We start from the raw sequence: 25,044 nt of genomic DNA, 5'->3' as shown, positions 1-25,044 counted from the left end.
CCGTGCCGACCGTCGAAGCGCTGCCGGCACCCTTCACCTTCGCCCCGGAGAGCACGGCGCTGCTGGTCATCGACATGCAGCGGGACTTCCTCGAGCCGGGCGGCTTCGGCGAGAGCCTCGGCAACGACGTCTCGCAGCTGCGCCGCACCATCGCCCCGCTGGCCGCGTTCCTGGCCACCTGGCGGGCCGCCGGCCTGCCGGTCATCCACACCCGGGAGGGCCACCGGCCGGACCTGTCCGACTGCCCGCCGGCCAAACTCGCCCGCGGCCTGATCGGCCGGCCCGGACCCAACGGCCGGATCCTCATCCGCGGCGAGTACGGCCACGACATCATCGACGAACTCCGGCCCCGGCCCGGCGAGGCGGTCGTCGACAAGCCCGGCAAGGGCGCCTTCTACGCCACCGAGCTGCAGGAGCTGCTCGAGAAGGGCGGCATCCGCAGCCTGCTGGTGACGGGCGTGACGACCGAGGTGTGCGTGCACACGACGGTCCGCGAGGCCAACGACCGCGGCTACGAGTGCCTCGTGCTGGCCGACTGCGTCGGCTCCTACTTCCCCGAATTCCAGCGCGTCGGCCTGCAGATGATCGCCGCCCAGGGCGGCATCTTCGGCTGGGTCGCGGACTCCACCTCGGTCACCCTGAAGGAGCAGCCATGAAACTTCCCTACTGGGTACGCGGCGACACCAACGCGTTCTTCGGCTTCGGCGTCAACGTCCTGGTCAACGTGCTCACGCTGACCGGCCTGTGCATCGGCGTGATCGGGATGGACCCCGGTGACGTCTTCGGGGTCATCCTGCCGGCGCTGGGCATCGCCCTGGTGCTGGGCAACATGTACTACACGTACCTGGCCCGCCGGCTCGCCGTGCAGGAGAACCGCGCCGACGTCACCGCGATGCCGTACGGCCCCAGCGTGCCGCACATGTTCATCGTCATCTTCGTCATCATGCTGCCGATCTACCTGCGCACCAAGGACCCGGTCCAGGCGTGGACGGCCGGCGTCGCGTGGGCGTTCATCATCGGGGTGATCGTGCTGATCGGAGCCTTCGTCGGCCCGTACATCCGCCGGTACGCGCCCCGCGCCGCCCTGCTGGGCACCCTGGCCGGCATCTCCATCACCTTCATCTCGATGAACCCGGCCGGACAGATGTGGAAGGCCGCGTGGATCGCCCTGCCGGTCCTCGGCCTGCTGCTGATCGGTCTGCTCACCGATGTCCGGCTGCCCTTCAACCTGCCCATCGGGCTGGTCGCGCTGCTGCTCGGCAGCGCCATCGGCTGGCTCGGCGGCGCCATGTCGGTGCCGGACGTGACCGCCGCCGCCCAGGACATCGCGTTCGCCTTCCCGCACCTGAAGGCCGGGCTGCTCGTCGACGGCCTGCGCGACATGGCCCCGCTGCTGGCCACGGCGATCCCGCTGGGCGTCTACAACTTCACCGAGGCGATGACCAACGTGGAGAGCGCGGCCACCGCCGGGGACCGCTACAACCTGCGCAGCGTGCTGCTCGCCGACGGCGGCGGCGCGGTCGTCGGCTCCCTGCTGGGCTCGCCGTTCCCCCCGGCCGTCTACGTCGGACACCCCGGCTGGAAGGCGGCCGGCGGCCGCACCGGCTACTCGATGGCGACCGGCGTGGTCATCGCGCTGCTCTGCTTCTTCGGGATGTTCGGCCTGCTCGGCACCATCTTCCCGACCGCCGCGATCGTGCCGATCCTGCTCTACATCGGCCTGCTGATCGGCGCCCAGGCCTTCCAGGCCACGCCGCGGGCACACGCCGCGGCCGTGGTCGCCGCCCTGATCCCGAACATCGCCAGCTGGGCCACCGGGCAGATGGACAACGCCCTCGCGGCGGCCGGGACCAGCGCCACCGAGGTCGGCATCGGCGCCCTGGCCGGCGCCGGGGTGGTCTACGACGGCCTCAAGACGCTGGGCTCCGGGGCGATCCTGGCCGGGCTGGTGCTGGGCGCGATCGTCGCGTTCATCATCGACAAGCGCTTCTGGCACGCGGCGGTCTTCTCCGGTACGGGCGCGGTGCTGACCTTCATCGGCCTGATCCACGCGGAGAAGGTGCAGTGGAACGCCGACGGTCAGGTCAGCCTCGGCTACCTGCTGCTGACCGTGATCTGCGTGCTGTTCGCCCTGACCAAGCCGGCGCCCCGGGTGCCGGATGCCGAGGAGCTGGCGCTCGAACGCCGGCACCAGGGCGGCAACGAGTTCACCGAGGCGCCGGAGGGCGGCGTGCCCACACCCCGGCCGGAGACCAGCGCGGTCTCCTGAGCCCACGAACGACCGGCGGCCCGGCGTCTCCCGCCGGGCCGCCGCACCCCGACCAGGAGGTGTCATGCAGCTCAACCGCCCGGATGTCGTCGCCGAGGTCACCGCGGCGTTCGCGGACTACGAGGACGCCCTCGTGGCCGGCGACGTGGACCGCATCGTGGGCTGCTTCGCCCCGGAAGCGGTCCGCTTCGGCATCGCCGACCACCAGGTGGGAGTCGAGGAACAGACGGCCTGGCGGCGCGCGCAGCCGCCGCTGCCCCCGGGACGGTGGCTCAAGGACACGACCATCGCCACGTACGGCACGGACGTGGCCGTCGTGACCACCCTGTTCGGGTACCCCGGGTCGGAGGTGGCCGGCCGACAGTCGCAGACCTGGGTCCGGCTGCCGCCCGGCTGGCGGATCGTGACCGCCCACGTCAGCCACCCGGAATGAGGGGACTCAGCGGCGGCGGTAGACCGGACGGCGGTTGCCGCCGTGATGGGAACAGGACCCCGGGCGGCCACCGGACATGCTGAGCATGCCGTCCGCGCACTGGATCATGTAGCCCCGGCCGTCGGGGAAGGCCGGGATGCAGTCGAAGTACTGGCAGGCGGCGAAGTCCGGCCGCCGGATCAGCGAGCCGCCGCAGAAGGTGAAGCCCTCGGTGTTCCGCGGGGCACCGCACAACGCGAGCGGCTTCGGCCTGGGCTTCGGTTTCGCGGTGGTCCTCCTCGGCGCGGGCGAGGGGGACCGCGAAGGCGCGGGCGAGGCCGACCGGGTGGGCGCGGGAGCGGGGCTGGTCACCGCCGGGGACGGGACGGCCGGCTTGATCGCGAGCGCGGGAGCGGTCGGCGCCGCGGCGGTCGTCGTCACCCGCACCGGGGCGGCCTCGTCGGCGGCGTCCCGGACCGCGGTGTCCGGCAGCAGGGCGCCGATCCCGCAGACGAGCAGCACCAGCACCGCCACCGCGGCGGCGACCACGCCGACCGGGGACCAGGCGGCACCCGCCGGCGCCTGACCCGGCTCGGCGAGCGGCGGCGGGGGCGGCCGGCGCCGCCCCGACTCGGCCAGGAGCAGATCCAGCCGCGCCACGAGCGCATCCCGCATCCCCGCCGCCTCGGCGAGCGCGAGTTGCACCTGGAACCGGAAGGCGGCCGCCGCCGACACGTGGACCAGCAGACCGGAGACGGACTTGCGGTTGCCGACCTCCAGCAGCGTCATCGGCACGACCGCGTCGTGGACCATCCCCGTCAGGTGCTGGTAGGCCCACTCACGGTTGCGCTGCGGCCCCAGGAACAACAGCCGGCGACTCGTCACGACCGCGGTCCCGCCGGCGCCGACCCGGATCCCGGCGGGCACCGGGCCCGCCGCCGGGGTGACGGGTACGTCGTCAGGCGCCACCCGGGGCAGCCCGTGCGCGCCGGGCGCCTCGACGGAGTACACCCCCGGAAGTGTCAGATAGATCCGCTCGTCCCGGCGCAACGCCACCGGCAGCGTGCCGTCGTCGGGACGTCCGGTGTAGCCCGCGGCGGCGTCTCGCATGGCCCGCAGGGTCTCGTCACGCAGGCGCCACTCGTTCATCTCCGCGGCGAAGGTGCGGCGGCGGCGGTCGTTCTCGCGCTCGGCCCAGCGGCTCCGCCGAGCATCGGTCCCGGTCATGCCTTCGTCGTAGCAGCGCCGATGACACGCCACCAGGCTCCGCATCGGACATCGGGCCGATCGGCGCGACGGTCGACCCGGAAGGGAGCCCGGCCGTGACCTCGCGGGCGCGTCCGGAATATTCCGGCCGGGAGGAACTTGAAGAAAGGCGAGTCCCGCGACAGAGAGAAGGCACCACCATGGCCAAGCCCGTGCTGCAGCCCGGTCCGAGTCACCCCATCACGGTCACGCCGAACCCCGCGCGGGTCGTCGTCACCGTGGCCGGCCGGGTCGTCGCCGACACCACCCGGGCCCTGACCCTGCAGGAAGCCACCTACCCGGCCGTGCAGTACGTCCCGATCGAGGACGTCGACCGGTCGCTGCTGGAGCGCACCGCCACCAGCACCTACTGCCCGTACAAGGGTGAGGCGAGCTACTACTCCGTCACCGCCGGCGGGGACCGCTCGACCGACGCGATCTGGGTCTACGAGCACCCGCACGACGCGGTCAAGGAGATCAAGGACCACGTCGCGTTCTACCCGGACCGGGTCGACAGCATCGAGATCCGCGGCTAGAAAGGGGCAATGAGCCCGGAACCGATCGAAGCGGCGCTGCGGCCGTACGTGGACAGCGGCGACCTGGCCGGCGCGGTCGCCGTCAGCGCCGGCCCGGCCGACGCCGAGGTGGCCTGCGTCGGGGTGCGTGACCTGACGACGGGCGTGGCGATGAGCCGCGACACGCTGTTCCGGATCGCGTCGCTGACCAAGCCGATGGTCGCGGTCGTGGCCCTGGCGCTGGTCGAGGACGGCACGTTCGCCCTCGACGAGCCGGTGGACCGGTGGCTGCCCGAGCTGGCCGGCCGGCCGGTGCTGCGGACGATCGGCGCGCCCCTGCACGACGTCGTGCCGCAGGCCCGGCCGATCACCGTGCGGGACTTGCTGACGTACACCCACGGCTACGGCGTGGTCATGGCACCGCCGGGCACGTACCCGATCCAGGAGCGGATCGACGAGCTGGCGCTGGGGCCCGGCCCGGACCCGGAGCCGTTCTCCCGCGACGAGTGGCTGGCCCGGCTCGGCACGCTGCCGATGCTGCACCAGCCCGGTGCGGGATGGAGTTATCACGGCGGCGGCGAGATCCTGGGGGCGCTGCTGCAACGCGCCACCGGCAAGGATCTCGAGGCGCTGCTCCAGGCCCGGCTGTTCGGTCCGCTCGGCATGACCGACACCTCGTACGGCGTGACCGACCCGGCCCGGCTGGCCCAGACGTACCGGCCGGCGGGGCCCGGCCGGCTGGCGGCACGAGCGGAGCCGGCCGGCCGCTGGTCGCCGCCGTTGCGCGTCTCCGGCGCCACCGGCCTGGTGTCCACCGTGGACGACTGTGTCGCCTTCGGTCGGATGCTGCTCGCCGGCGGCGCCGGGGTGCTCGGCCCCGGGTCCGTCGCCCGGCTCACCACCGACCAGCTCACCGGCGCGGAGAAGGCCGGGGCGCTCTGGCTTCCCGGCTTCTTCGACCGCTGGGGCTGGGGCTTCGGCGGCGCGGTGGCCACCGGCCGGGAGGCGCCGGGCCCGGCCGCCGGCAGCTACGGCTGGACCGGCGGGCTGGGCACGGCCCTCTACACCGACCTGGCCGGCGGCCGGGTCAACGTGCTGCTCACCCAGCGCGAGATGACCGCGCCGGTGCCCGAGCCCTACGCCGACGCGTTCTGGGTGGCCGTCGCCGGGCAGCCGGCGCACGCCCGTCGCCCGGCCGACCGGTCCGCATGACCTTGCGCAGCCGGCTGGCGGCGCCGGCCGATCTGCCGCGGTTGCGGCCCCTGATCGACGCCGCCATCGAGCAGTTGCAGCGGGAATTCCTCGACCCGGCGCAGATCGCCGCCAGCCACGCGATCATGGGCCTGGACACCCAGCTGATCGACGACGGCACGTACTTCGTGGTGGAGGTCGACGGGCAGCTCGCCGGCTGCGGCGGCTGGAGCCGGCGGGCCACGCTCTACGGCGGCGACCACTCCGGCGGACGGGACCCGGCGCTGCTGGATCCCAGCCGGGAGCCGGCCAAGGTACGCGCGATGTACACCCGTCCCGGCTTCGCCCGCCGTGGCGTCGGGCGGCTGATCCTCGACCGCTGCGAGGCCGCGGCCGCCGCCGAGGGATTCCGCGCGCTGGAGCTGACGGGCACCCTGGCCGGCCGGCCGCTGTACGAGGCCGCCGGCTTCACCGTCGTCGAGCACGTGACGGAGAACTCGGGCGGCGTCGCTGTACCGCTGGTCCGGATGCGCAAACACTTGCCTTGACGCCGGTGGCAAGGCCTAGCGTGCGACGCGGACCAACGAACGAGGTGAGCCGGATGCTGATCGGGGAGCTGGCCGAACGGGCCGGGACGAGCGCCCGCACGCTGCGCTACTACGAGCAGCACGGGCTGGTCGAGCCGCAGCGCGACGCCAACGGCTACCGCCGGTACGACGAGGCCGAGCTGCGGGTGGTGCACGAGATCCGGGCGCTGCTGGCGGTGGGGTTCGGCCTCGACGACATCCGGCCGTTCGTGGCCTGCCTGCGGGCCGGCAACGCGACCGGGCACGTCTGCCCCGACTCCGTCGCGGTGCTGCGCCGCAAGCTCGCCGAGGTCGAGACCTGCCTGGACCAGCTCGCCGGCGTCCGTGACCGGTTGCGCGGGCAGCTGAGCCAGGCCATCGAGGAACGGGAGAGACGATGCTTGCGGATCCGCTGACCGAGGTCACCGACGACACCTTCGCCGCGCTGGTGCTCGGCAACCCGCTGCCGGTGGTGGTGGACTTCTGGGCCGAGTGGTGCCCGCCGTGCGGGCCGGTCGCGCGCACCCTGGCCGAGCTGGCCGGCGAGTTCCCCGGCGTGGCGATCATGCAGCTCAACGCGGACGAGAACCCCGTCACGATGCGGACCTACCGGGTGCTGTCCATGCCGACGCTGCTGTTCTTCCGGGGCGGCGTGGTGGTGCACACCATCGTCGGGGCGCGGCCGAAGTCCCAGCTGCGCCAGGCGCTGAGCGGGGCCTTCGAGCCGTACGTCAACCGTTAGCGGACCCGACGTCCTTGCCCTGGTCCAGCACCTTGGCCGAGACCTTGAGGGTCTTGTGCTTCTGGGCGCCGCCGCCGACGGTGTAGATGTCGTACCGGTGGGTCTCGGTCGAGCCGACCGGGCCGCCGCAGGAGAACGTGAACTCCTGCGTGCCCTGCAGCTCGACCGGGCCGTACGTGCCGGGCGTGCCGGTCGGGTCGTCGACCGACAGCGCCGCGGAGTCGGCGCCGGTGATCTTCCACTTGATGATCAGCGGAACGTTCTCGGACCGGAAGACCGCGGTGCCCTCCGGGCACTTCGGCTTCTGGACCACCTTGAAGGAGACGACCCGCGGGCCCTGGGGCTGCGGCGCGTGCGACGGGGTGCTCTCGTGCGTGGGGGTGCTGTTGTGCTTCGGCGCCTTCTTCTTGGCGGTGCCGGCCGGCGCGCTGCCGCCCTCGGCCGCGTCACCCTGGGCCGCGTCGCCCTGGGCCGCGTCGCCGTCGGTGGCCTGGTCGGGCGAGCCCATGCCGGCGGGGACGCTGCTGGCGGCGGGGGCAGCCGTGCCGTCGATCGCGCCGCAACCGGTCAGCCCGGTCATGACGGCGGCGGCGGCCACTACAAGGACGGTCGGGTGGATCTTCATGCTCGGCCTCCTGGCCTCTCGGTCGCCCGCAACCCGGGCCTGCCACTGACAGTAGGAGAGCTGTGATCGGCAGTAATCCCGGAAACGTGCCGCGGAATCGCTCAGGCCGGGACGGCGTACGGCGATGAGGTCCCCCGACGGTGGCCGCGCGGCCCCGGACGCGGGAGGAGGCGCGCATGACCGGCACCAGCCTCGCGGGGCGCCGCCCGGCCGACCCCGCCGTCGTGCAGGTCGGCGTCCTGCTCGAGCTGGCCGAGGAGTACCGGCTGGCCGGCGACTACCGCGCCGGCTCCGGCGTCGCCCGTCAGGCCGCGGAGCTCGCCCGGGCCGCCGGCGACGCCACCGGCCAGGCCCGCGGACTGCGGTCGCTGGCCAACCAGTTGCTGCGCCTGGGCGAGCAGGAGGACGCGGTCACCGCCTGCCGTGAGGCCGTAGCCGTGCTGGAGGCGGCCGGCGACGACGCCGGGGTGTGCGAGGTGCTGACGCTGCAGGCCCTGCCGCTCAACGAGCTCGGCATGCACGAGGAGGCGCTCGACGCGCTGGCCCGGGCCCGCGACATCGCCCAGCGGCTCGGCGACCGCGACCTGCTCTACTGGGTGCACAACCGCACCGGCGTCGTGCACGGCAGCATGGGCGACCGCGGCCTGAGCACCACGTACCTGATGCGGGCCCTCACCATGGCCGACGGCATGGACGCCGAGGCCCGGTTCTGCATCCTCAACAACGTCGGCGACAACGCCGTCCACGAGGTGAGCCGGCTGCGCGCCGAGGGCGACGCGGACGGCGCCGAGGAGACCCTGCGCCGCGCGCTGGGCCACGTCGACGAGGCGCTGGGGCTGGCCCGGGCGGCCGGCAACCCGTTCCGCGAGTCGATCTGCCTGGACAACTACGGGATGCTGCTGGCCCTCGCCGGCGACTTCACCGCGGCGGCCCGGATGATCGAGAACTCCGGGGCGATCGCCGGGATCCACGGCTACCGGTCGCTGGAGTCGGCCGCGCTCCAGCACCAGGCGCACGTGCGGCTCATGCGCGGTCAGCCCGCCGCCGCGATCGAGGGCCTGCTGGACGCGCTGGACCGGGCCCGGGAGGCCGGCGAGAAGCCGATGGCCATGGAGATCCTGCGGGAGCTGTCGGAGGCGTACGAGCAGGTCGGCGACTTCGCCGCCGCGCTGGGGCACTACCGCGCGTACCACGCGCTCGAACGCGAGGCGCACAACCACGTCGCCGCGGCCCGGGCCCGGATGGCGGTGCATCACTTCGAACTGGACAACGCCCGGCTGGAGACCGACAACGCCCGGCTGGAGGCGGAGCTGCACCGGGTACGCAGCGCCGAGCTGGAGGCGGCCAACCTGAGCTGGCAGCGGCAGGCGTCCGAGGACGCGCTGACCGGCCTGCCGAACCGCCGCTCGGTGGAGCTGCGGCTGCCGGAGCTGGTCGCGTCGGCCGGGCCGCTGTGCGTGGCGATCGCCGACGTGGACCTGTTCAAGGGGGTCAACGACCGCTTCGGGCACTTCGCCGGCGACGAGGTGCTCCGGCAGATCGCCGCCCTGCTGCGCGACCACGTCCCCGAGGGTGACCTGGTGGCCCGCTTCGGTGGGGAGGAGTTCCTGATCGCCTTCGGCGGGCTGGACCTGCCGGACGCGCGGGCCCGTTGCGAGCTGCTGCGGGCGCAGGTGGCCGGCTACCCGTGGGAGCTGCTCCACCCCGGGCTGGCCGTGACGATCAGCCTGGGCGTGGCGGTCGTGCCCGGCGGCGGCGACCTGGGCGCCGCGATGGCCCTGGCCGACCAGCGCCTCTACGAGGCCAAGCACCGCGGCCGCAACCGGGTCGAGGCCGGCCCGCCGCCGACCGCTTGAGTCTCCCGCCGGGGGAGACCGCACAGTGGTGCCCATGGAACTGCTCTCGATCGGGGAACTGGCCCGCCGTACCGGCCTGACCGTCAAGACCGTGCGGTTCTACGCCGACCGCGGGATCGTGCCGCCGGCCAGCCGCGGCCCGGGCGGGTACCGCCGCTACGAGCCCGCCGCCGTGGCCCGGCTGGAGCTGGTCCGCACGCTGCGCGAGCTGGGGCTCGATCTGGCCACGATCCGCCGGGTGGCCGATCGTGAGGTGACCCTCGCGGAGGTTGCCGGCACCCACCTGGAGGCGCTGGACGTCCAGATCCGGGCCCTGCGGCTGCGCCGGGCCGTGCTGTCGGCGGCGGCGCGGTCCGGATCGGACCCGTCGGAGGTGCGGCACCTGCGCGACCTGGCCCGGCTCTCGGCGCGGGAACGCCGCGACCTGATCGACGACTTCCTCGGCGCGGTCTTCCGCGGCCTGGACGGCTTCGCCGGCATCGCCCGCTCGCTGACACCGGAGCCGCCCGACGATCCCACGCCGGCCCAGGCCGAGGCCTGGATCGAGCTGGCCGGGCTGACCCGGGATCCGGCGTTCCGCGCGGTCATGCGCTCGCTGGCCGAGCGGCACGCCGCCGACCGCGACCCCACCGCGCTGCGCCGGGACCCGGTCGCGCTGGTCCTCCACGAGGCCGGGCCGGCCGAGGCGGCGGGGATCGACCCGGCCTCGGCCGGGGCCGGGCGGGTGGTCGCCGCCGTGCTGGGCCGGTTTCCGGTCCGCGAACGGCTGGCGGCCCAGCTCGAGGCGGCCCGCGACCCCCGCCATGAGCGGTACCGGCAACTGCTCTCGGTGGTCAACGGCTGGTCCGCCGCCGAGCCGCTCGCCCCGGTGCTCGGCTGGTTCCTCACCGCGCTGCGCGCGCACTGAGCCGTACGGCCGCCCGCGTCGGCTGCCCGACACCGGGCTCCGGAGGTATCAGCGCGGCCGCGCCCGGGCTCTGCCTCGTCGGATGCGGCCGAGGGGGACGCGTCCTCGCCGCCCGCCCCCGTCCGGGCGGGCGGCGGCTCACCCCGCCCAGGTGACCGCCGGGCGTCTGCCATCATGGCCGGATGGTTGTGATCGGTAGGGTTCTCCGGGCCGTCGTCGCCGCGTGTGCCGTCGCCGCTTTCGCCGGGTGTTCGTCGGACGACACCCCCGAGCCCGACGGCACCACCATCAGCGTCGACACCGTGCGCAACGCCCTGCTCAAGGCGGCCGACGTGGGCCCGACCTGGAAGACGCCGGCGGAGTCCGCGGCCCCCGGCCGGCTCGTCAGCATCTGCGGCGCGGACACCGCCCCCGCCGCCGTGCCGGGCAATCCGCAGCTGGTCTCCGCGCCGCTGTCGGACGAGGGCACGGAGGGTGTGCAGAGCCTCACCCAGATCGGCCTGGTCTACGAGGACACCGTGTCGGCGGCGACCGCGCTCGCCGCGCTGCGTACGGTCGCGGACGCGTGCCCGCCGAGCGTGTCCCAGCCGGCGAAGACCGGCGACCGGGAGGAGCCGGCGTACACCGAGACCGCCCGTACGGCCCCGCTCGAGGAGGGCGGCTGGATCGGCTTCGTCACCACCCGCAACAAGCAGTACGACAAGGAGCACGCCGCGACCGCCGACGTGGCCGTGGCCGCCGTCGCCCGGGGCAACGTGGTGCTCGTCGACCAGTACGCGATCTACCGCCTGGGCAAGTCCGACGCGAGCGCCAACCCGCAGTTCTCGGCCGACTGGCAGAAGCTGGTCGGCACGACCCTGAACCGCATCGGCGGGCAGTAGCCTCAGCGCGCACGGCCCTCGGCCAGCGTGGCCACCGACCGGGCGATCCGCCGCGCCCGCGTCTCCGCCGTCTTCGCGCCGGTGACCTGCAGGACGTGCCAGCTCCGGTTGCTGAACGACAGGCCGTCCCAGCAGGCCCGCGCGGCCGGCTCGGCGTCGAGCGCCGCCGCGAGGTCGGCCGGCACCTCCACCTCACGCGCGGCCGTGTCCAGCACGACCTCCACGTCCAGCACCTCACCGGCCGCGATCCCCGCGGCGGCCCGGCGCTCCGCGCTGACGCCGAGCCAGTAGGCGCCGCCCATCTTCGCGATCGAGCCGCGCCACTCGAAGCCGTTGACCGTCACGACCACCTTGGGCCGGCCGCCACCGCCGAGCGCGGCCACCACCTCGTCGTCGACCGGGATCCCCGTCGTGGCCCCACCCGTTGCCCGCAACTCGGCACGAAACCTCATGAGCAGGCAATCTACCCGGCTCGGGGCCGGTCGGGCGGGATCCGTTCGGCTGGTTCAGTCGGCGTCGGCGGGACCCTCCAGGCCGGCCCGCTCGTCGCGTTCGGCCCACTGCAGCAGCGGGGCCAGGTCGAACGCCGTGTCGTCGATGCCCGCGTGCAGGTCACCGAGCTCGGCGAAGCGGGCCGGCACGGTCAGCAGGGTGAAGTCGTCGGGCTCGACGCTGTCGATCTCGTCCCAGCGGATCGGCGTGGAGACCGTCCCGCGCTGGTTGCCGCGCACCGAGTACGCGCTGGCGATGGTGTGGTCGCGGGCGTTCTGGTTGTAGTCGACGAACAGCTTCTCCGGGTCGCGGTCCTTGCGCCACCACGTGGTGGTCACCTCCGGCGAGCGCCGCTCCACCTCGCGGGCGAAGGCCAGCGCCGCCCGGCGTACGTCGCCGAAGCCGTGCTCCGGGGCGATCCGCACGTAGATGTGCAGGCCCCGGCCGCCGGAGGTCTTCGGGTAGCCGGTGACGCCCAGCTCGTCGAGGACCTCGTGGGCCACGTGGGCGACCCGGCGTACGGTGTCGAAGCCGCACTCGGGCATCGGGTCGAGGTCGATGCGCCACTCGTCGGGCTTCTCGGTGTCCGCGCGCCGCGAGTTCCACGGGTGGAACTCGACGGTGGACATCTGCACCGCCCAGATCACCTCGCCGAGCCCGGTCACGCACAGCTCGTCGGCGTGCCGGTGGTAGCGGGGGAACGTGACGCGCACGGTCTGCAGCCAGGGCGGGGCGCCGTTCGGCACCCGTTTCTGGTGCACCTTCTCCCCCGCCAGCCCGTCCGGGAAGCGGTGCAGCATGCACGGCCGCTCGCGCAGCGCCCGGACGATGCCGTCACCGACGCTGAGGTAGTAGTTGACCAGGTCGATCTTGGTCAGCCCGAGCTCCGGGAAGTAGACCCGGCCGGGGTTGGAGATCCGCACGGTGTGCTCGCCGGCGTCGACCTCGACCGCGGGCGCCTTGGTGGCCATGCAGCCAACCTAGTCGACCTCCGGGCTCCGGAGGATGCTCTTGGGGGCCGGTTATTCGGCCCGGTGGCGGCCCACGCGGGCCGGTTCGCGCTGCTCCGGCACGCCGACCGCGTTCGCGCGCCGGCCGCCGCCCAGGTGCTTGACCGCGTACATGGCGTGGTCGGCGGCGCGCAGGGCCTGGTCCGGGTCGTCCGCGGGGGTGGCCAGGTGCACGCCCACGCTCGCCCCGATGACGATCTCGGCGCCGAGCACCTGGAACGGGCGCTCCACCGCGATGCGGACCCGGTTGCTCATCGCGTCGGCGTCGGCCTGCGCGGTGACCCCGGGCATCAGCACCACGAACTCGTCGCCACCGACGCGGGCCAGCACGTCGTCCGCGCGGACGCAGGCGCTGAGCCGCTCGGCCACCTGGCGCAGCAGCTCATCGCCGGCCTCGTGCCCGTGCGCGTCGTTGACCGGCTTGAACCCGTCCAGGTCGACGAAGAGCACGGCCACCGGCTCGTCGCGCAGCGAGGTGCCCAGCGCGTCCTGCATGCGGCGGCGGTTCGGCAGCCCGGTCAGCGCGTCGTGGGTGGCCTCGTGGTGCAGCCGCTCCTGGAACGCGCGGTTCTCGGAGATGTCCCGGGCGTTGATGACGATGCCGGTCAGCGCCGGGTTCTGCATCTGGTTGGACGCGGTGAACTCGAACCAGGTGGCCTTGCCGGCCCGGTTGAGGATCCGGGTCTGCAACCGCAGCACCGCGTCGCGCTCGCTGAGCAGCGTGGCGAAGGCCTCGCGCATCCGCGGGCGGTCGTCGGGGTGCACCAGCTCGAAGACGCTCGAACCCCGCAGCGAGCCGGCCGCGAAGTGCAGCACGGACGCCGCGCTGGGGCTGGAGTACGCGACCCGGCCGTCCGCGTCGAGCACCGCCACCATGTCCGGGGCGTGCAGGAACAGCGCCTGGAACCGTTCGTCGGCGCGGCGCCGCTGGACCTGGGTGCGGTAGCCCAGGGCGGAGATGCCGACCGCGCCGATCAGGAGCATCGCCAGCAGCGTCAGGTTGATCGTCTGGCTGCGGCTGTGCACGGCGCCGTCGAACGACGCCTGTGTCTGGGTGCGGACGTAGGTCCAGCCGCCGGGCAGCGAGTCGTTCCGGACGACGATGGCCACCATCGGCGTGTCGCCGGAGCGGTACCGGACGAACGCGGACCCGTCGGTGAGCTTCGCCGCGGCGGCGATCACCCGCTCGTGGACCCGCAGGCCGATCCGCTGGTTCTCGCTGGTGAAACCGATCCGCCCGGTGCTGTCGATGATCTCGGTGAGGTGCGCGGCGGACTTGATCCGCGCGATGTAGGCCTGCAGTGTCGTGTCGGCGACCTTGTTGTAGCCGATCAGCAGCGCCGCGGTGACGCCCTTGCTCTTGATCGGCACCGCGAAGGCCAGCACCCAGACGAGCGTGCCGTCGGCATCCTTCACCTGCATGACGGCGGAGGCGCCGAACTTGCCGGCGAGCAGCAGGGCGCGCATGGGCCCGTATCCGGCGTCAGTGGGCGGCGGCAGGGGGTTGGTGCTGGAGGCGTTCAGCACGGTGCCGTCGAGCGTGGTGATGGCGGCGCCGTAGGGGAACGAGGCGGACTTCGCGACGTAGCCGTCCAGAGCCCGACGGTCACCGGCGTTGCCGGCGCCGAAGGCGAACGGGTGGCTGTCCGCGAACGCCTTGAGTTCCCGGATGGAGAGCTGGATGACCTGTCCGGCGAGGGTGGCGTTGTTGACGGCGAGCGCCCGCGAGTCAGAGTGGTGCACGGTGTCTGCGGCGCGCAGCGCCGACCGGTTCACCACGACGCCCACGATGCCGACGGCCATCAGCAGCAGCACGCTGACGACCACGGCGATCCAGCTGCGCAACCGCATCTGATTGCCTCCTCGCCGGAAAGGATCGGGCGCGGAGGGGCCGAGCTGAACGAAACGGCCGGGGAGTTCCCGGTGGTCAGCTCGCCGCGGTCCAGTGCGGGTCGCGGCCGAGGTAGCGCAGCAGCTCCGCAGCGGCGCCGTCGTGCCCATCCGGCTCGAGCGCGGGCGCGTAGGCGCCGTACTGCCGCAGCGGCTCCACGATCGCCCGGGCCGAGGGCAGCAGGTGGGCGGCGAGGTCGTCGTCGAGCGGCGCCGGCCGGCCGGTCGCGACCGCGATGTCCCAGGCGTGGACGGCCGCGTCGAGGGCGGCAGCGCCCGCGGCCGTGGCGGCCGGCAGGGTGCCCTGCGGCAGCGGGGTCGGCGCCGTGCCGGAGGCACCGACCGTGGCGAAGGCGGCGGCCGAGGCGGCCAGGGCGGGCTCCACCAGTTCGGCCGGGCGGCCGGCCAGGACGCCGGAGGGGGCGAACGGATCCTCGGCGGGACCGCCCCGGCCGGTGATCGCGGCGGCGTAGGCGAGCTGGTCGCCCGCCGCGTGCTGGAGCACCTGGGCGACGGTCCACCGGGTGCACGGCGTCGGGCGATCCAGGTCGGCGGTGGTGAGCCCCGCGGCGGTGGCCCGCAGCGCGGCGTGGGCGCCGTCCAGAATCGTCCAGGTGGTGGTCGCAGTCATGATCTCTCCCGGTTCGGCATGTGCGGAACGGAATGAACCGTTCCGTTATTGACCCGGACGCCCCCGTCGGCGCGGTCGCCCGGGCCGCCGGCGTCGGCATCAGCGCCCTGTACCGCCGCTACCCCAGCAAGGAAGCGCTGCTGGCGACGCTCTGCCTGGACGGGCTGCGGCAGTTCGTCGCGGTCGCCGGCTCGGCCGCCGAGAGCGAGGACCCGTGGGAGGCCTTCGTCGCGTTCCTGCGCGGGATCGTCGAGGCCGACGTGCACTCGCTCACCGTCTACCTGGCCGGGCGGTTCACCCCCACCCCGGAGCACCGCGAGCTGGCCCGCCGGGCCGGCACGCTGGCGGACGGCATCCTGGAGCGGGCCCAGCGGGCGGGTGCGGTCCGCGGCGACGTCACCGGCACGGACCTGCCGATGATCTACGAGCAGCTCGCCGCGATCCGGCTCGGCGACCCGGGCCGGGTCCGCGACCTGCGCCGCCGCTACCTCGACATCCACCTCGCCGGCCTGCGCGCCACCGCGGCCGCCGCCAGCGCGCTCCCCGCCGCGGCCCCCACCCCCGCCGAGATCGGCGCCCGCTGGCACAGCGCCTCCTAGCAGCTACCCGGCGGCGGCCGGCAGCTCGCTGCGGACGGCGGTCAGGATCGTCGCGGCGCCCAGCGCGACCCCGCAGGCGATCAGCACCACCGCGGGCGAGCCCGCGTCGGCCAGCCCGCCCAGCGCGTTGTTGGTGACCAGCAACGGCACGCTCTGCACGAGCACCAGCACCGCCTGGATCCGGGCCAGGTGGGTGGCCGGCGCCGCGCCCAGCACCAGCGGCGCGATGTGCGCGGCGAACAGCCCGTTGCCCACCCCGGCCACCAGGGCGGCCGCGACGGCCGCCGGCACGCCGGGCGCCACCGCGAGGGCGACGGTCGCGCCCGCGGCGACCCCGAGGCCGGCCAGCGCGGCCGCGCCGGGCCGCCGGAACGCACCCCGCGCCAGCACGGTGAGCGCCACGGCCGCCGTGCCGAGCGCGACGGCCCCCACGATCGCGCCGCCCGCCGCCGCCGGCCACTGCCGCTGGCGGGCCAGCAGCGGCACCAGCAACCCCGTCACCGGCAGCCAGAAGGCGGCCGCCGCCGCGGTCAACGCCAGCGCCGGCCGGACGATCCCGTCCCCGGCAGCCAGCCGCACGCCGTCGACCACCCGCCGCCACAGGCCCTCGCCTCGTACCGCCGGGGCCGGCAGCGGGCCGGTCCCACCCCGCCGCAGAGCCAGCAGCACCACGGCCATCAGGGCGAACGTCGCCGCATTGCCGAGCGCCGCCGCGGCGATCCCGGCGGCGGCCACCACCAGCGCACCCAGCGGCGGCCCGGCCGACGCCACCAGCTGCCCGGCGAGCTGCCGGGCCGACAGCGCCCGGGCCAGGCCCGCGCCGCCCACCAGCAACCGGGGCACGGCCCCGGAGCTGGGCAGGTAGAAGGCGTCCACGACGCCGACGGCCAGGGCCGCGCCCAGCAGCAGCCACGGCTGCTCACCGCGGAGCAGGACCGCGGCGGCGAGGCCGAGCATGAGAACCGCCATCAGCGCGTCGGCGACGACCATCACCCGCCAGGCGCCGAGCCGGTCGGCCACCGCCCCGCCGGCGAGCAGCAGCGCGGCCCGCGGGAGGTTGATCGCGGTCAGCACCAGGCCGGCGAACGCACCGCCGCGCCCGGCCGCGACCCAGGCCATCGCGAAGCCCAGCACCTGGGTGCCCAGCAGGGACACCGTCGCGGCGGTCAGCCAGATTCCGTATCGGCGCACGGACGGCAGCCTGACGGCTCGACCTGCTCGAGGGTCAAGCCCTCAGCGACGCCACGGCGGCGGCGAGCCGTGCAGCCACCACTGCAGCGCCCCGGTCACCCGCGGCAGCACCAGGTACGTCATCAGCGGCGTCAGGCACACCGTGGTCACCAGCGTGCGGACCATCACGTGCTGCCCGGCCAGCAGGCGCCCGAGGGTCACCGCCGCGAGCAGGCTGACCGGGAAGAAGCCCAGCCAGATGATCACCGCCTGCTTCCACCGCGGCGGCGGCCCCGGCGGCCCGGTCAGGTCGTCGACCTGCTGCTCCTGCGGCGGGTCGAACCAGCCCTCGATGCCGGTACGGCGCTCCATCCGGGTGTGCTCGACCATGCCCTGTGCCGAGGACAGCCACCACTGCCGCTGCGGGGACTCCTCCCAGGCGTGCAGCGCGTCGGCGTCGGCGAAGCGGTAGAGCATGTGCCACTCGGTCGAGCCGAGCACCGGCCGCACCCAGCCCACCCCGAGGAAGCCCGGGAAGTCCTCGGCCAGGGCGGCCCCGGCCCGGACCCACGCGAGCATCTCGGCGTTGCGCGACGGATCGGCCCGGCGGGTGATCGCGACGGTCACGGCGAGCGGCGGTGTTGCGGTCTCCATGACACCGATGATTCATGCCCGGTGTCACGGCTGGGCGGCGAACGGCCCCGCCGAGCTGTGATGAAGCACGGGCCGTGACTCTCGGCACACGGTCACGGCCGGGGGCGGCGGCTGCGCGCGGGGTCGGCCCGGGGCAGGATCGTGCGCTCACCGAGCCGGGTCATCGCGTTCAGCGGCGCCGTCGCCAGGCCGACCAGCCGGGCCAGGCCGGGCTGGTGCTGCCGGCGCAGCAGCCGCGGCCCGATGCCGGCCATCACCTCGGTCAGCGCCGGCAGCGGGCGCCCGAAGAAGGTGATCTCCCGGATCAGGCCGTCCGCGTCGAGCCGCAGCAGCTGCGCCTCCTCGACCGGCTCCCGCCGGGCCATGCCGTGGTAGAACAGCGCCCACGTGTCGTCCGCGCCCACCTCGGTGTGGTAGCGGATGTCGCGGATCACCTCGAAGGCGCTCGCCAGCACCTGGGCCACCTGGTCCGGGCCGTGGAAGCGGAACTGCGCGGTGAGCGGTGAGATCATCTCGACCGCGGGCGCGAGACAGGCCGCGGCGGCCGCGGCGTCGCCGTTCTCGCCGGCGGCACGCCAGGCGGTGATCGTCGGATTCCCCATCGGGCCAACCTACCGCTGCCGATGTCGGACCCCCGGAGTAAGTTCCGGATCCATGACGCTGCGAAAGACATCGATGGTTGTGCTCGCTCTCGTCACGCTCGCCGCCACCTCGGGCTTCACCTCCGGGCGCCCCGCCCCGTCCTGGCGGCTGTCCGAGACCGGGGTCACCGCCCGCTTCCGGGGCCTGGCGCCGGTCAGCGGCCGGGTGGCCTGGGTGGCCGGTTCCGCGGGCACGGTCCTGCGGACGGTCGACGGCGCGCGGTCCTGGCAGCGGGTCGACCCGCCGGGCGCCGCCGAGCTGCAGTTCCGCGACATCGAGGCGTTCGACGCCGAGCACGCGGTCGCGCTGACCATCGGCGAGGGCGAGCAGTCTCGGCTCTACGCGACGGCCGACGGCGGCCGCACCTGGCGGGAGACGTTCCGCAACGACGACCCGGCGGCGTTCTACGACTGCGTGACCTTCCTGGACCGCCGGCACGGCCTGGCGCTCTCCGACCCGGTCGGCGGCAAGTTCCGCATCCTGGCCACCGCGGACGGCGGCCGGTCCTGGCGGGTCCAGCCCACCGCCGGCATGCCGGACGCGCTGCCCGGCGAGTTCGCGTTCGCCGCGAGCGGCACCTGCCTGGTCTCGGCCGACCACTTCGGCGCCGGCCGGGCCTGGTTCGCCACCGGCGGCGGCGAGCGCGCCCGGGTCTTCGCGACCGTCGACGGCGGCCTGTCCTGGCGGGTCACCGACAGCACGTTGCCCAGCGGCCCGAGCGCCGGCGTCTACAGCCTGGCCTTCCGCGACCCGTGGCACGGCATCGCGGTCGGCGGCGACTACGCGACGCCCGAGACCGCCCCGGATGCGGCCGCGACCACCCGCGACGGCGGCCGCACGTGGCAGCCGGCGCCGGCGGAGCCGGGTGAGTACAGGTCGGGCGCGGCCTGGCTGCGCGGTCGCACGGCGCTCGCGGTGGGGCCGAGCGGCAGCGACATCAGCCGTGACGGCGGCCGCACCTGGACGGAGTTCGACGCCGGCAGCTTCGACGCGGTGCGCTGCGTGCCGGGCGGGTGCTGGGCGTCGGGCGAGCAGGGCCGGGTGGCCCGGCTGGCCTGGCCGCACTGACCCCGGCGGTTCGACCGCGGGTTTCGTGGCCGCGATCGTGCTGCTGCGGGTCGCGCTGGTCGCGCTGAGCGAGGCGGCCGGCGGGGCCGGCTGGGCGGTGCTGGCCGCGGCGGTCGTGGCCTGGGCCGCGACCCGGGCGTGGCGGCGGCGCCGGCGGGAGCGACGGTCGGCCGGGGAGCTGGCCCGCCTCGCCCGGTGGGCGCCGACTCGCACCGGCTCGACCTTCCCGCGCTGCGCGCCGCCCACGAGCGCGGCGTCATTCCACCGTGGACACTCATCGAGCGGTTGCGCCAGCACGGCCTCGAACGGGCCGCGGTCCGGGCGATCCGGGTCGTGCGGCTGCTGGACCTGGGCGCGGACGAGCTAACCGTTGAGGTAGGTGAGCACAGCCAGCACCCGCCGGTTGTCGTCGTCCGACGGCGGCATCCCGAGCTTGGTGAAGATGTTGTTGATGTGCTTGCTGACCGCCTTCTCGGTGACGAAGAGCTTCGCCGCGATCGCCGCGTTCGACCGGCCCTCGGCCATCTCCCCCAGCACCTCGCGCTCGCGGGCGGTCAGCACGGCCAGCGGTCCCCGGCGGGCGAGCAGCTGGGAGACCACCTCGGGGTCCATCGCGGTGCCCCCGTCGGCGACCCGGCGCACCGCGTCGACGAACTGCGCCACGTTCGAGATCCGGTCCTTGAGCAGGTAGCCCACGCCGCCCTTGCGGTCGCTCAGCAGCTCCCGGGCATACAGCGGCTCGACGTGCTGGGAGAGCACCAGCACCGGCAGGCCGGGGATCTCGGCGCGGGCCGCGATCGCCGCCTGCAGCCCCTCGTCGGTGAAGGTGGGCGGCAGCCGCACGTCGACCACGGCCACGTCCGGCCGGTGCTCGATCAGCGCCGGCAGCAGGGCCGGACCGTTGTCCACGGCCGCGACCACCTGGAAGTCGAACGCCTCGAGCAGGCGGGTCAGCCCGTCCCGGAGGAGGGCGAGGTCTTCGGCGAGGACAACACGCACGGCAGCTCCATGGATACGACTGTCGGCCCGCCCGGCGGGGAGGACACCGACATGGTGCCATCGAAGGCGGCCAGGCGGCGGGCGATGCCGCGCAAGCCGGTGCCGCGAGCCGCGTCGGCGCCGCCGACGCCGTCGTCGCTGACGGTCAGCAGCAGCAGGTCGTCGACGTGCTGGACGTAGATCTGGACGTGGCGGGCCCGGCTGTGCCGCACCACGTTGGCCAGCGCCTCGGCGGTGGCGAAGTACGCGGCGGACTCCACCGGCGTCTCCGGCCGCCCCGGCAGGTCCATCTCGACGGTCACCCGCAGCGGCAGGCTCAGCGCGAGGGCCCGTACCGCGCCGTCGAGGCCGCGCTCGGCCAGCACCGGCGGGTGGATGCCCCGGACCAGGTTGCGCAGTTCCAGCAGCGCCGTACCGCTGGCCTCGCGGGCCTCGGTGAGCAGCTTGCGGGCCCGGGCCGGATCGCGCTCGATCATCTCCTCGGCCAGGCCGATGGTCATGCCCAGCGACACCAGCCGGGCCTGCGCGCCGTCGTGCAGGTCGCGCTCGATCCGGCGCAGCTCGGCGGCCTGCGCGTCGACGGTGTCGGCCCGGGTGACGGTCAGCTGGGCGACGCGCAGGCGCAGCTCGGCGGCCTTGGTCGGGGCGAGGAAGAGCTTGGCGAACTGGGCGTTGACCTCCAGCAGCCAGGGCGCCGCGCCCAGCCCGAGGGCCAGGAAGAGCACGCCCTGCGGCATCGAGAGCATCGCCTCGCTGAAGTTGGCGATCGGCCAGAAGACGCCGTAGCCGTACGAGTCGATGCTCAGGTACAGCCAGAGCGGCAGCAGCGAGATGCCCTCCATCCCGTAGAGGGGGATGGCCACCGCGAGCAGCCCGAGGGCCAGGCCGACGATCGCGCCGGGGAGCAGCCAGGCCAGATCGCGCCAGGTCGCCGGGTCGGTGGCGATCCACCGGAAGCGTTTCCACCCGCCAGGCAGCGCCCGGGGCGGCGGCGGCTCGTACGGCCGGGCGATGGCGATCCCGGCCCGGGCGGCCAGCCGGCGTTCCAGGTTCGCGCGCATCCGGACCAGGTTGGTGGCCCAGGGCAGCAGGGCCAGGCCCAGGAACGGCACGGGGGTGAGCGCCAGCGCGACCACGGACATGACCAGCAGCGGCAGGTTGGTGACGGCGAGGCCGGCCGCGAAGACGCCGCCGGCGATGGCCCGCAGGCCGTCGCGTACCCAGGTTGCCGTCTCCATGGCCTCATTCTCCTCGGCGGTCCCGACCGCATCGGGGAACCCGGCTCCACCATGTGCACAATCCCCCACGTTTAACGGGGGTGCTAGCACCACCATCGCCGGGGATCTGACACTCCTGACCGTTCGGCCCCCGGGGAGGAACCTGAAGGAATGACGACAACGACGGAGCGGCCGCGCGCGGCCGGAAGTGACTTCGCCGAACTGAACCGCCGAGTCACTCGCGCGGGCCTGCTCGAGCGCAAGCCGGCGTACTACGCCGTACGGCTGACCGTGGTCAGCCTGATGCTCATCGGCGGCTGGGCCGCGTTCTTCCTGATCGGCGCGTCGTGGTGGAACCTGGTCACGGCCGCGTTCCTGGCCGTGGCCTTCACCCAGGTGGCGCTGGTGGCGCACGACCTCGCCCACCGGCAGGTCTTCCGCACCAAGCGCCCCGGTGAGATCACCGGCCGGATCGCCGGCAACCTCGGGGTCGGCATGAGCTACGGCTGGTGGATGGACAAGCACACCCGCCACCACAACAACCCGAACCACGACGACCTCGACCCCGACGTCGCCCCCGAGGTGATCATCTGGGCCACCGAGGCGGCCTGGGGCCGGCGCGGGCTGAAGGGCTTCATCACCCGGCACCAGGCGGGGCTGCTGTTCCCGCTGCTCACCCTGCTCGGCATCGACCTGAAGATCTCCAGCGTCAAGGCGCTGATCCGCGGCGACATGAAGAGCCGCAACCTCGAGGCCGGGCTGCTGATCATCCACGCGATCTGCTACCTGAGCGCGCTGTTCATCGTCCTGTCGCCGCTGCAGGCCATCGCCTTCCTCGTCGTGCACCAGGCGCTGTTCGGCGTCTACCTGGGCATGACGTTCGCCCCGAACCACAAGGGCATGCCGCACCCCGACGGCACCGAGGACTACCTGCGCAAGCAGGTGCTGACCTCCCGCAACGTGACCGGCAACTGGCTGACCGACGCGGCCATGGGCGGCCTGAACTACCAGATCGAGCACCACCTCTTCCCGGCCATGCCGACGCCCAACCTGCGCAAGGTGCAGCCGATCGTCGAGGCGTACTGCGCCGAGATCGGCGTCTCCTACGAGTCGACCAGCCTGATCGAGTCGTACCGGCAGGCGCTGCGTTACCTGCACGAGGTGGGCGCCCCGCTGCGCGAGACCAAGAAGCAGCCCGCCGCGGTGTGAGAGCGTGGGGGCATGGACCTCCAGCTCACCGGCAAGGTTGCGGTCATCACCGGCGGCACGGTCGGCATCGGCCTGGCGATCGCCCGCGGCCTCGCGGCCGAGGGCGTTCACCTGGCGTTGTGCGCCCGCGACGAGACCCGCCTGCGGGCCGTCGTGGACCAGCTCCGAGAACAACATCCGGTACGCGTCATCGGGGTGGCCGCCGACATCGGAGGACCCGATGGCCCGGTCCGGCTGGAGCGGGCGGTCATCGACGAGTTCGGCGGCGCCGACATCCTGATCAACAACGCCGGCACGGGCAGCGAGGAAACCATCCTCGAGGCGAGCGACGAGCGCTGGCAGGCGTACTGGGAGCTGCACGTGATGGCCGCGGTCCGGCTGGCCCGCCGGTTCGCCCCGCAGATGAAGGCCCGCGGCGGCGGGGTGATCCTGCACAACGCGTCGATCTGCGCGACCCAGCCGCTGGGCTACGAGCCGATCTACAACGTGACCAAGGCGGCGCTGGTGATGTTCTCCAAGTGCCTGGCCAACGAGCTGATCGGCGACAACATCCGGGTCAACGCGGTGAACCCGGGCCTGGTCATGACCCCGGACTGGGAGAAGACCGCGCGGGCGCTGACCGCGGGCACGGACCGGTCGTGGCAGGAGCACCTGACGCAGGTCGCGCACGACAACGCCCCGATCGGGCGGTTCGCGGACCCGGCCGAGATCGCCGACCTGTTCGTCTTCCTGTGCTCACCCCGGGCGAGTTACGCGGTCGGCTCGACGTACTACATCGACGGCGGCTGGCTGCGCACCACGACGTGACGCGGGCCGGCCGTTGGTCGCAGGCCCCGGTGTCGAACCGGGCCGGCCGCCCTTATGAGGGGCGGATGAGCAGCCAACGCTCCGCCTGCGGTGCGCCGCCGGGGAATCGAACCCCGAACCCTCCGTTTAAGAGACGGATGCTCTGCCTGTTGAGCTAGCGGCACTGGTGTTGCCGGGCATGAAAAAACCGCCCTCCGGAATCCCCCGGGGGCGGCGCACTGATCGCGGCGTTCAGCCGCGTCGCCGGCCCGTTCCGGGGCGCGTCATCCGCTTACCGTTCATCGTGCGGAACATCGTCGGGCCCCCTTCGGCCGGTCACATCGTGCGGTGTTGGTTCCCACGGTAGAGATCACCGGCGGCGGCCTCAACGCATTAACGGCCCCGCCGCGTTTCTTGCCGCCCGCCGGTAACGTCGGCCTGAGTTCGTTCGGCTCTCCGGCTCGGGAGGTGGTCACGGTGCACCCGGTCTCATGACGGCCCCACCCCGGGGCGTCACGGAGCCGAGAGGCGACCGTATGAGCAGGACCGACAGCACCCGTCCCCGCTGGGTCAGGCTGGCCGACACACCGATGACGACCTGCGTGCCGGTGCACGACCACCGGTCCGGGCTGTGCACCCTGCCCGACCGGATCACCCCGCCGGAGCCCCGCCCAGGCGGCTGCCACTGGGGTCCCACCGCCACCTTCAACTGCCTCAGAACCGACAACGGCGCCCGGGAGTGGTACCACCTCCGCCGAGCGGACCGCCGCCGCAGCCGCCACCGAGCGCGTCACGACCTGCACGCCTACCGCGGCGAGGCCACCGCGGCCCGACGGGATCGCTGAGGACGTCCCGGCCGCCTACCAGCCGCGACACGAGGGGATGCCCGGGTCGGATCCCGGGTCGGGCGCCCACCCCAACCGCGAACGAGCCGGACTCGGTGGTTGTCACGAACGGTGGCAGGCCCCGCAGGAGCAGCGCGCCGGAGGTCGGGGTGGCTGTTCGGCGGAATGCCCTGGCGCGGGCGCGAACCACACGACCTTTTTCACCTTTCCGCCCACTTACCCACCCCGCTCACTCACCCGCCTGATTACCGCTCGCCTGATTACCGCTCGCCTGATTACCGCTCGCCCGCGCCCGCCCACTCCCCTGATTGCCCCGCTCGCCGGGTCGTCCCACTCTCCTGGTCGCCACCCACCCCCTGGCCGCCCGACCATTCGCCTGGTCGTCTGGCCGCTCTCTGGTCGCCTGCCCGCTCCACTGGTCGCCCGCCCACTCCCTGGTCACCAGCCCCCTCCACTGGTCGCCCGCCCACTCCCTGGCCGTCTCACTTCCCCGGGTCGCCCGCCCGCTGCCCGCTCGCCCCGCCCACTGCCCGCCGCCCGCTCACTCGCTCATCCGCTCCCTCGCCCCCTCGCCCCCTCGCCCCCTCGCCCCCTCGCCCCCTCGCCCCCTCGCCCCCTCCCCC

Annotated in this window: 28 protein-coding genes and 1 tRNA gene; 17 read left to right on the top strand and 12 right to left on the bottom strand. The window is 73.9% G+C overall.

The genetic code is table 11. The features are described from left to right. Window positions 1–2 precede the first annotated feature (2 nt). The 3 genes from Ani05nite_RS05975 (at window position 3) to Ani05nite_RS05965 (ending at window position 2,702) form a co-directional block, all read left to right on the top strand. Entirely contained in the window at window positions 3–656 is a 654-nt protein-coding gene (locus Ani05nite_RS05975; protein ID WP_203765842.1) for a cysteine hydrolase family protein, read from the top strand. Continuing rightward, window positions 653–2,269, top strand: coding sequence for a regulator (locus tag Ani05nite_RS05970; RefSeq protein WP_203765840.1), 1,617 nt, complete (start codon window positions 653–655; stop codon window positions 2,267–2,269). Before Ani05nite_RS05975 ends, Ani05nite_RS05970 begins: the two co-directional genes overlap by 4 nt. A 64-nt stretch (window positions 2,270–2,333) precedes the next feature. Next, complete coding sequence (locus Ani05nite_RS05965; protein ID WP_203765838.1) at window positions 2,334–2,702, top strand: AtzH-like domain-containing protein; 369 nt, start codon at window positions 2,334–2,336, stop codon at window positions 2,700–2,702. A gap of 6 nt (window positions 2,703–2,708) precedes the next feature. Here Ani05nite_RS05965 and Ani05nite_RS05960 read toward each other — a convergent pair whose 3' ends face one another. Beyond that, a complete protein-coding gene (locus tag Ani05nite_RS05960; RefSeq protein WP_203765837.1) occupies window positions 2,709–3,908 on the bottom strand; it encodes a DUF3761 domain-containing protein in 1,200 nt (399 codons plus the stop codon). Window positions 3,909–4,087: 179 nt separating this feature from the next. Here Ani05nite_RS05960 and Ani05nite_RS05955 point away from each other — a divergent pair, with 179 nt between their 5' ends. The 5 genes from Ani05nite_RS05955 to Ani05nite_RS05935 are packed head-to-tail and all read left to right on the top strand — an operon-like array spanning window position 4,088 to window position 6,940. Next, window positions 4,088–4,462, top strand: a complete 375-nt coding sequence (locus Ani05nite_RS05955; protein WP_203765836.1) for a DUF427 domain-containing protein — start codon at window positions 4,088–4,090, stop codon at window positions 4,460–4,462. Window positions 4,463–4,471: 9 nt separating this feature from the next. Further along, window positions 4,472–5,653 (top strand): serine hydrolase domain-containing protein, encoded by a 1,182-nt coding sequence (locus Ani05nite_RS05950; RefSeq protein WP_203765835.1) that lies wholly within the window; start codon window positions 4,472–4,474, stop codon window positions 5,651–5,653. Next, entirely contained in the window at window positions 5,650–6,180 is a 531-nt protein-coding gene (locus tag Ani05nite_RS05945; protein ID WP_203765834.1) for a GNAT family N-acetyltransferase, read from the top strand. Before Ani05nite_RS05950 ends, Ani05nite_RS05945 begins: the two co-directional genes overlap by 4 nt. Before the next feature lie 53 nt (window positions 6,181–6,233). Then, window positions 6,234–6,614 (top strand): MerR family transcriptional regulator, encoded by a 381-nt coding sequence (locus Ani05nite_RS05940; protein WP_203765833.1) that lies wholly within the window; start codon window positions 6,234–6,236, stop codon window positions 6,612–6,614. Continuing rightward, a complete protein-coding gene (locus Ani05nite_RS05935) occupies window positions 6,596–6,940 on the top strand; it encodes a thioredoxin family protein (protein ID WP_275410504.1) in 345 nt (114 codons plus the stop codon). Before Ani05nite_RS05940 ends, Ani05nite_RS05935 begins: the two co-directional genes overlap by 19 nt. Here Ani05nite_RS05935 and Ani05nite_RS05930 read toward each other — a convergent pair. Next, window positions 6,930–7,565 (bottom strand): hypothetical protein, encoded by a 636-nt coding sequence (locus Ani05nite_RS05930; RefSeq protein WP_203765832.1) that lies wholly within the window; start codon window positions 7,563–7,565, stop codon window positions 6,930–6,932. The genes Ani05nite_RS05935 and Ani05nite_RS05930 overlap by 11 nt on opposite strands. A 176-nt stretch (window positions 7,566–7,741) precedes the next feature. On the opposite strand from Ani05nite_RS05930, the gene Ani05nite_RS05925 reads away from it, so the two are divergent. The 3 genes from Ani05nite_RS05925 to Ani05nite_RS05915 all read left to right on the top strand — a co-directional run bounded on the left by Ani05nite_RS05925 (window position 7,742) and on the right by Ani05nite_RS05915 (window position 11,209). After that, complete coding sequence (locus tag Ani05nite_RS05925) at window positions 7,742–9,421, top strand: GGDEF domain-containing protein (RefSeq protein WP_203765830.1); 1,680 nt, start codon at window positions 7,742–7,744, stop codon at window positions 9,419–9,421. A gap of 34 nt (window positions 9,422–9,455) precedes the next feature. Next, a complete protein-coding gene (locus Ani05nite_RS05920; protein WP_203765829.1) occupies window positions 9,456–10,328 on the top strand; it encodes a MerR family transcriptional regulator in 873 nt (290 codons plus the stop codon). 182 nt (window positions 10,329–10,510) lie between these two features. Beyond that, window positions 10,511–11,209: a hypothetical protein gene (locus Ani05nite_RS05915; RefSeq protein ID WP_203765827.1), complete on the top strand. Its 699-nt coding sequence runs from the start codon at window positions 10,511–10,513 to the stop codon at window positions 11,207–11,209. Window positions 11,210–11,211: 2 nt separating this feature from the next. Here Ani05nite_RS05915 and Ani05nite_RS05910 read toward each other — a convergent pair whose 3' ends face one another. The 4 genes from Ani05nite_RS05910 to Ani05nite_RS05895 all read right to left on the bottom strand — a co-directional run bounded on the left by Ani05nite_RS05910 (window position 11,212) and on the right by Ani05nite_RS05895 (window position 15,232). Then, window positions 11,212–11,661, bottom strand: coding sequence for a YdeI/OmpD-associated family protein (locus tag Ani05nite_RS05910; RefSeq protein WP_203765826.1), 450 nt, complete (start codon window positions 11,659–11,661; stop codon window positions 11,212–11,214). Window positions 11,662–11,715: 54 nt separating this feature from the next. After that, complete coding sequence (gene ligD, locus Ani05nite_RS05905) at window positions 11,716–12,672, bottom strand: non-homologous end-joining DNA ligase (protein ID WP_203765825.1); 957 nt, start codon at window positions 12,670–12,672, stop codon at window positions 11,716–11,718. Between the two features lie 51 nt (window positions 12,673–12,723). Further along, window positions 12,724–14,562, bottom strand: coding sequence for a sensor domain-containing diguanylate cyclase (locus Ani05nite_RS05900; protein ID WP_203765824.1), 1,839 nt, complete (start codon window positions 14,560–14,562; stop codon window positions 12,724–12,726). Window positions 14,563–14,638: 76 nt separating this feature from the next. Beyond that, window positions 14,639–15,232, bottom strand: a complete 594-nt coding sequence (locus Ani05nite_RS05895; protein WP_203765822.1) for a TIGR03086 family metal-binding protein — start codon at window positions 15,230–15,232, stop codon at window positions 14,639–14,641. Window positions 15,233–15,264: 32 nt separating this feature from the next. On the opposite strand from Ani05nite_RS05895, the gene Ani05nite_RS05890 reads away from it, so the two are divergent. Then, window positions 15,265–15,831, top strand: a complete 567-nt coding sequence (locus tag Ani05nite_RS05890) for a TetR/AcrR family transcriptional regulator (RefSeq protein ID WP_203765821.1) — start codon at window positions 15,265–15,267, stop codon at window positions 15,829–15,831. A gap of 3 nt (window positions 15,832–15,834) precedes the next feature. Here Ani05nite_RS05890 and Ani05nite_RS05885 read toward each other — a convergent pair whose 3' ends face one another. The 3 genes from Ani05nite_RS05885 to Ani05nite_RS05875 all read right to left on the bottom strand — a co-directional run bounded on the left by Ani05nite_RS05885 (window position 15,835) and on the right by Ani05nite_RS05875 (window position 18,257). Continuing rightward, the gene (locus Ani05nite_RS05885; protein WP_239129366.1) at window positions 15,835–17,022 is read right to left on the bottom strand and encodes an MFS transporter; all 1,188 of its coding nucleotides are present in this window, start codon (window positions 17,020–17,022) and stop codon (window positions 15,835–15,837) included. Between the two features lie 42 nt (window positions 17,023–17,064). After that, entirely contained in the window at window positions 17,065–17,655 is a 591-nt protein-coding gene (locus tag Ani05nite_RS05880) for an antibiotic biosynthesis monooxygenase (protein ID WP_203765820.1), read from the bottom strand. A gap of 92 nt (window positions 17,656–17,747) precedes the next feature. After that, window positions 17,748–18,257 carry a nuclear transport factor 2 family protein gene (locus Ani05nite_RS05875; RefSeq protein ID WP_203765819.1) on the bottom strand — a complete coding sequence of 170 codons (510 nt, stop codon included), beginning with the start codon at window positions 18,255–18,257 and terminating at the stop codon, window positions 17,748–17,750. A 73-nt stretch (window positions 18,258–18,330) separates the two neighbouring features. Between Ani05nite_RS05875 and Ani05nite_RS05870 the strand changes: the two genes are divergently transcribed. After that, window positions 18,331–19,365, top strand: coding sequence for a WD40/YVTN/BNR-like repeat-containing protein (locus Ani05nite_RS05870; RefSeq protein ID WP_203765818.1), 1,035 nt, complete (start codon window positions 18,331–18,333; stop codon window positions 19,363–19,365). 25 nt (window positions 19,366–19,390) lie between these two features. Continuing rightward, window positions 19,391–19,732: a hypothetical protein gene (locus Ani05nite_RS05865; RefSeq protein WP_203765817.1), complete on the top strand. Its 342-nt coding sequence runs from the start codon at window positions 19,391–19,393 to the stop codon at window positions 19,730–19,732. On the opposite strand, the gene Ani05nite_RS05860 is transcribed toward Ani05nite_RS05865, so the two are convergent. Together Ani05nite_RS05860 and Ani05nite_RS05855 are read right to left on the bottom strand one after the other, a co-directional pair. Then, window positions 19,729–20,364 carry a response regulator transcription factor gene (locus tag Ani05nite_RS05860; protein ID WP_203765815.1) on the bottom strand — a complete coding sequence of 212 codons (636 nt, stop codon included), beginning with the start codon at window positions 20,362–20,364 and terminating at the stop codon, window positions 19,729–19,731. The genes Ani05nite_RS05865 and Ani05nite_RS05860 overlap by 4 nt on opposite strands. Continuing rightward, entirely contained in the window at window positions 20,316–21,602 is a 1,287-nt protein-coding gene (locus tag Ani05nite_RS05855) for a sensor histidine kinase (RefSeq protein ID WP_203765813.1), read from the bottom strand. The genes Ani05nite_RS05860 and Ani05nite_RS05855 overlap by 49 nt, the downstream gene beginning before the upstream one ends. Before the next feature lie 150 nt (window positions 21,603–21,752). On the opposite strand from Ani05nite_RS05855, the gene Ani05nite_RS05850 reads away from it, so the two are divergent. Beyond that, window positions 21,753–22,790 carry a fatty acid desaturase family protein gene (locus tag Ani05nite_RS05850; protein WP_203765812.1) on the top strand — a complete coding sequence of 346 codons (1,038 nt, stop codon included), beginning with the start codon at window positions 21,753–21,755 and terminating at the stop codon, window positions 22,788–22,790. Window positions 22,791–22,802: 12 nt separating this feature from the next. Further along, window positions 22,803–23,597 carry an SDR family NAD(P)-dependent oxidoreductase gene (locus Ani05nite_RS05845; RefSeq protein ID WP_203765811.1) on the top strand — a complete coding sequence of 265 codons (795 nt, stop codon included), beginning with the start codon at window positions 22,803–22,805 and terminating at the stop codon, window positions 23,595–23,597. Window positions 23,598–23,688: 91 nt separating this feature from the next. Here the strand turns inward: Ani05nite_RS05845 and Ani05nite_RS05840 are convergent. Then, window positions 23,689–23,761, bottom strand: a tRNA-Lys gene (locus Ani05nite_RS05840). A 351-nt stretch (window positions 23,762–24,112) separates the two neighbouring features. On the opposite strand from Ani05nite_RS05840, the gene Ani05nite_RS05835 reads away from it, so the two are divergent. Beyond that, the gene (locus Ani05nite_RS05835) at window positions 24,113–24,421 is read left to right on the top strand and encodes a hypothetical protein (protein WP_203765810.1); all 309 of its coding nucleotides are present in this window, start codon (window positions 24,113–24,115) and stop codon (window positions 24,419–24,421) included. The last annotated feature ends 623 nt before the right edge of the window (window positions 24,422–25,044 follow it).

It is taken from the genome of Actinoplanes nipponensis (assembly GCF_016862275.1).
Taxonomy (GTDB): Bacteria; Actinomycetota; Actinomycetes; order Mycobacteriales; family Micromonosporaceae; genus Actinoplanes; species Actinoplanes nipponensis.
This window is presented reverse-complemented; position numbering and strand designations above follow the sequence as displayed.

Bases quoted from the DNA above. Each gene is read 5' to 3' on its own strand.
- Ani05nite_RS05970 (WP_203765840.1), top strand. From the start codon at position 653: ATGAAACTTCCCTACTGGGTACGCGGCGACACCAACGCGTTCTTCGGC.
- Ani05nite_RS05965 (WP_203765838.1), top strand. From the start codon at position 2,334: ATGCAGCTCAACCGCCCGGATGTCGTCGCCGAGGTCACCGCGGCGTTC.
- Ani05nite_RS05960 (WP_203765837.1), bottom strand. From the start codon at position 3,908: ATGACCGGGACCGATGCTCGGCGGAGCCGCTGGGCCGAGCGCGAGAAC.
- Ani05nite_RS05955 (WP_203765836.1), top strand. From the start codon at position 4,088: ATGGCCAAGCCCGTGCTGCAGCCCGGTCCGAGTCACCCCATCACGGTC.
- Ani05nite_RS05950 (WP_203765835.1), top strand. From the start codon at position 4,472: ATGAGCCCGGAACCGATCGAAGCGGCGCTGCGGCCGTACGTGGACAGC.
- Ani05nite_RS05945 (WP_203765834.1), top strand. From the start codon at position 5,650: ATGACCTTGCGCAGCCGGCTGGCGGCGCCGGCCGATCTGCCGCGGTTG.
- Ani05nite_RS05940 (WP_203765833.1), top strand. From the start codon at position 6,234: ATGCTGATCGGGGAGCTGGCCGAACGGGCCGGGACGAGCGCCCGCACG.
- Ani05nite_RS05935 (WP_275410504.1), top strand. From the start codon at position 6,596: ATGCTTGCGGATCCGCTGACCGAGGTCACCGACGACACCTTCGCCGCG.
- Ani05nite_RS05930 (WP_203765832.1), bottom strand. From the start codon at position 7,565: ATGAAGATCCACCCGACCGTCCTTGTAGTGGCCGCCGCCGCCGTCATG.
- Ani05nite_RS05925 (WP_203765830.1), top strand. From the start codon at position 7,742: ATGACCGGCACCAGCCTCGCGGGGCGCCGCCCGGCCGACCCCGCCGTC.
- Ani05nite_RS05920 (WP_203765829.1), top strand. From the start codon at position 9,456: ATGGAACTGCTCTCGATCGGGGAACTGGCCCGCCGTACCGGCCTGACC.
- Ani05nite_RS05915 (WP_203765827.1), top strand. From the start codon at position 10,511: ATGGTTGTGATCGGTAGGGTTCTCCGGGCCGTCGTCGCCGCGTGTGCC.
- Ani05nite_RS05910 (WP_203765826.1), bottom strand. From the start codon at position 11,661: ATGAGGTTTCGTGCCGAGTTGCGGGCAACGGGTGGGGCCACGACGGGG.
- ligD (WP_203765825.1), bottom strand. From the start codon at position 12,672: ATGGCCACCAAGGCGCCCGCGGTCGAGGTCGACGCCGGCGAGCACACC.
- Ani05nite_RS05900 (WP_203765824.1), bottom strand. From the start codon at position 14,562: ATGCGGTTGCGCAGCTGGATCGCCGTGGTCGTCAGCGTGCTGCTGCTG.
- Ani05nite_RS05895 (WP_203765822.1), bottom strand. From the start codon at position 15,232: ATGACTGCGACCACCACCTGGACGATTCTGGACGGCGCCCACGCCGCG.
- Ani05nite_RS05890 (WP_203765821.1), top strand. From the start codon at position 15,265: ATGAACCGTTCCGTTATTGACCCGGACGCCCCCGTCGGCGCGGTCGCC.
- Ani05nite_RS05880 (WP_203765820.1), bottom strand. From the start codon at position 17,655: ATGGAGACCGCAACACCGCCGCTCGCCGTGACCGTCGCGATCACCCGC.
- Ani05nite_RS05875 (WP_203765819.1), bottom strand. From the start codon at position 18,257: ATGGGGAATCCGACGATCACCGCCTGGCGTGCCGCCGGCGAGAACGGC.
- Ani05nite_RS05870 (WP_203765818.1), top strand. From the start codon at position 18,331: ATGGTTGTGCTCGCTCTCGTCACGCTCGCCGCCACCTCGGGCTTCACC.
- Ani05nite_RS05855 (WP_203765813.1), bottom strand. From the start codon at position 21,602: ATGGAGACGGCAACCTGGGTACGCGACGGCCTGCGGGCCATCGCCGGC.
- Ani05nite_RS05850 (WP_203765812.1), top strand. From the start codon at position 21,753: ATGACGACAACGACGGAGCGGCCGCGCGCGGCCGGAAGTGACTTCGCC.
- Ani05nite_RS05845 (WP_203765811.1), top strand. From the start codon at position 22,803: ATGGACCTCCAGCTCACCGGCAAGGTTGCGGTCATCACCGGCGGCACG.
- Ani05nite_RS05835 (WP_203765810.1), top strand. From the start codon at position 24,113: ATGAGCAGGACCGACAGCACCCGTCCCCGCTGGGTCAGGCTGGCCGAC.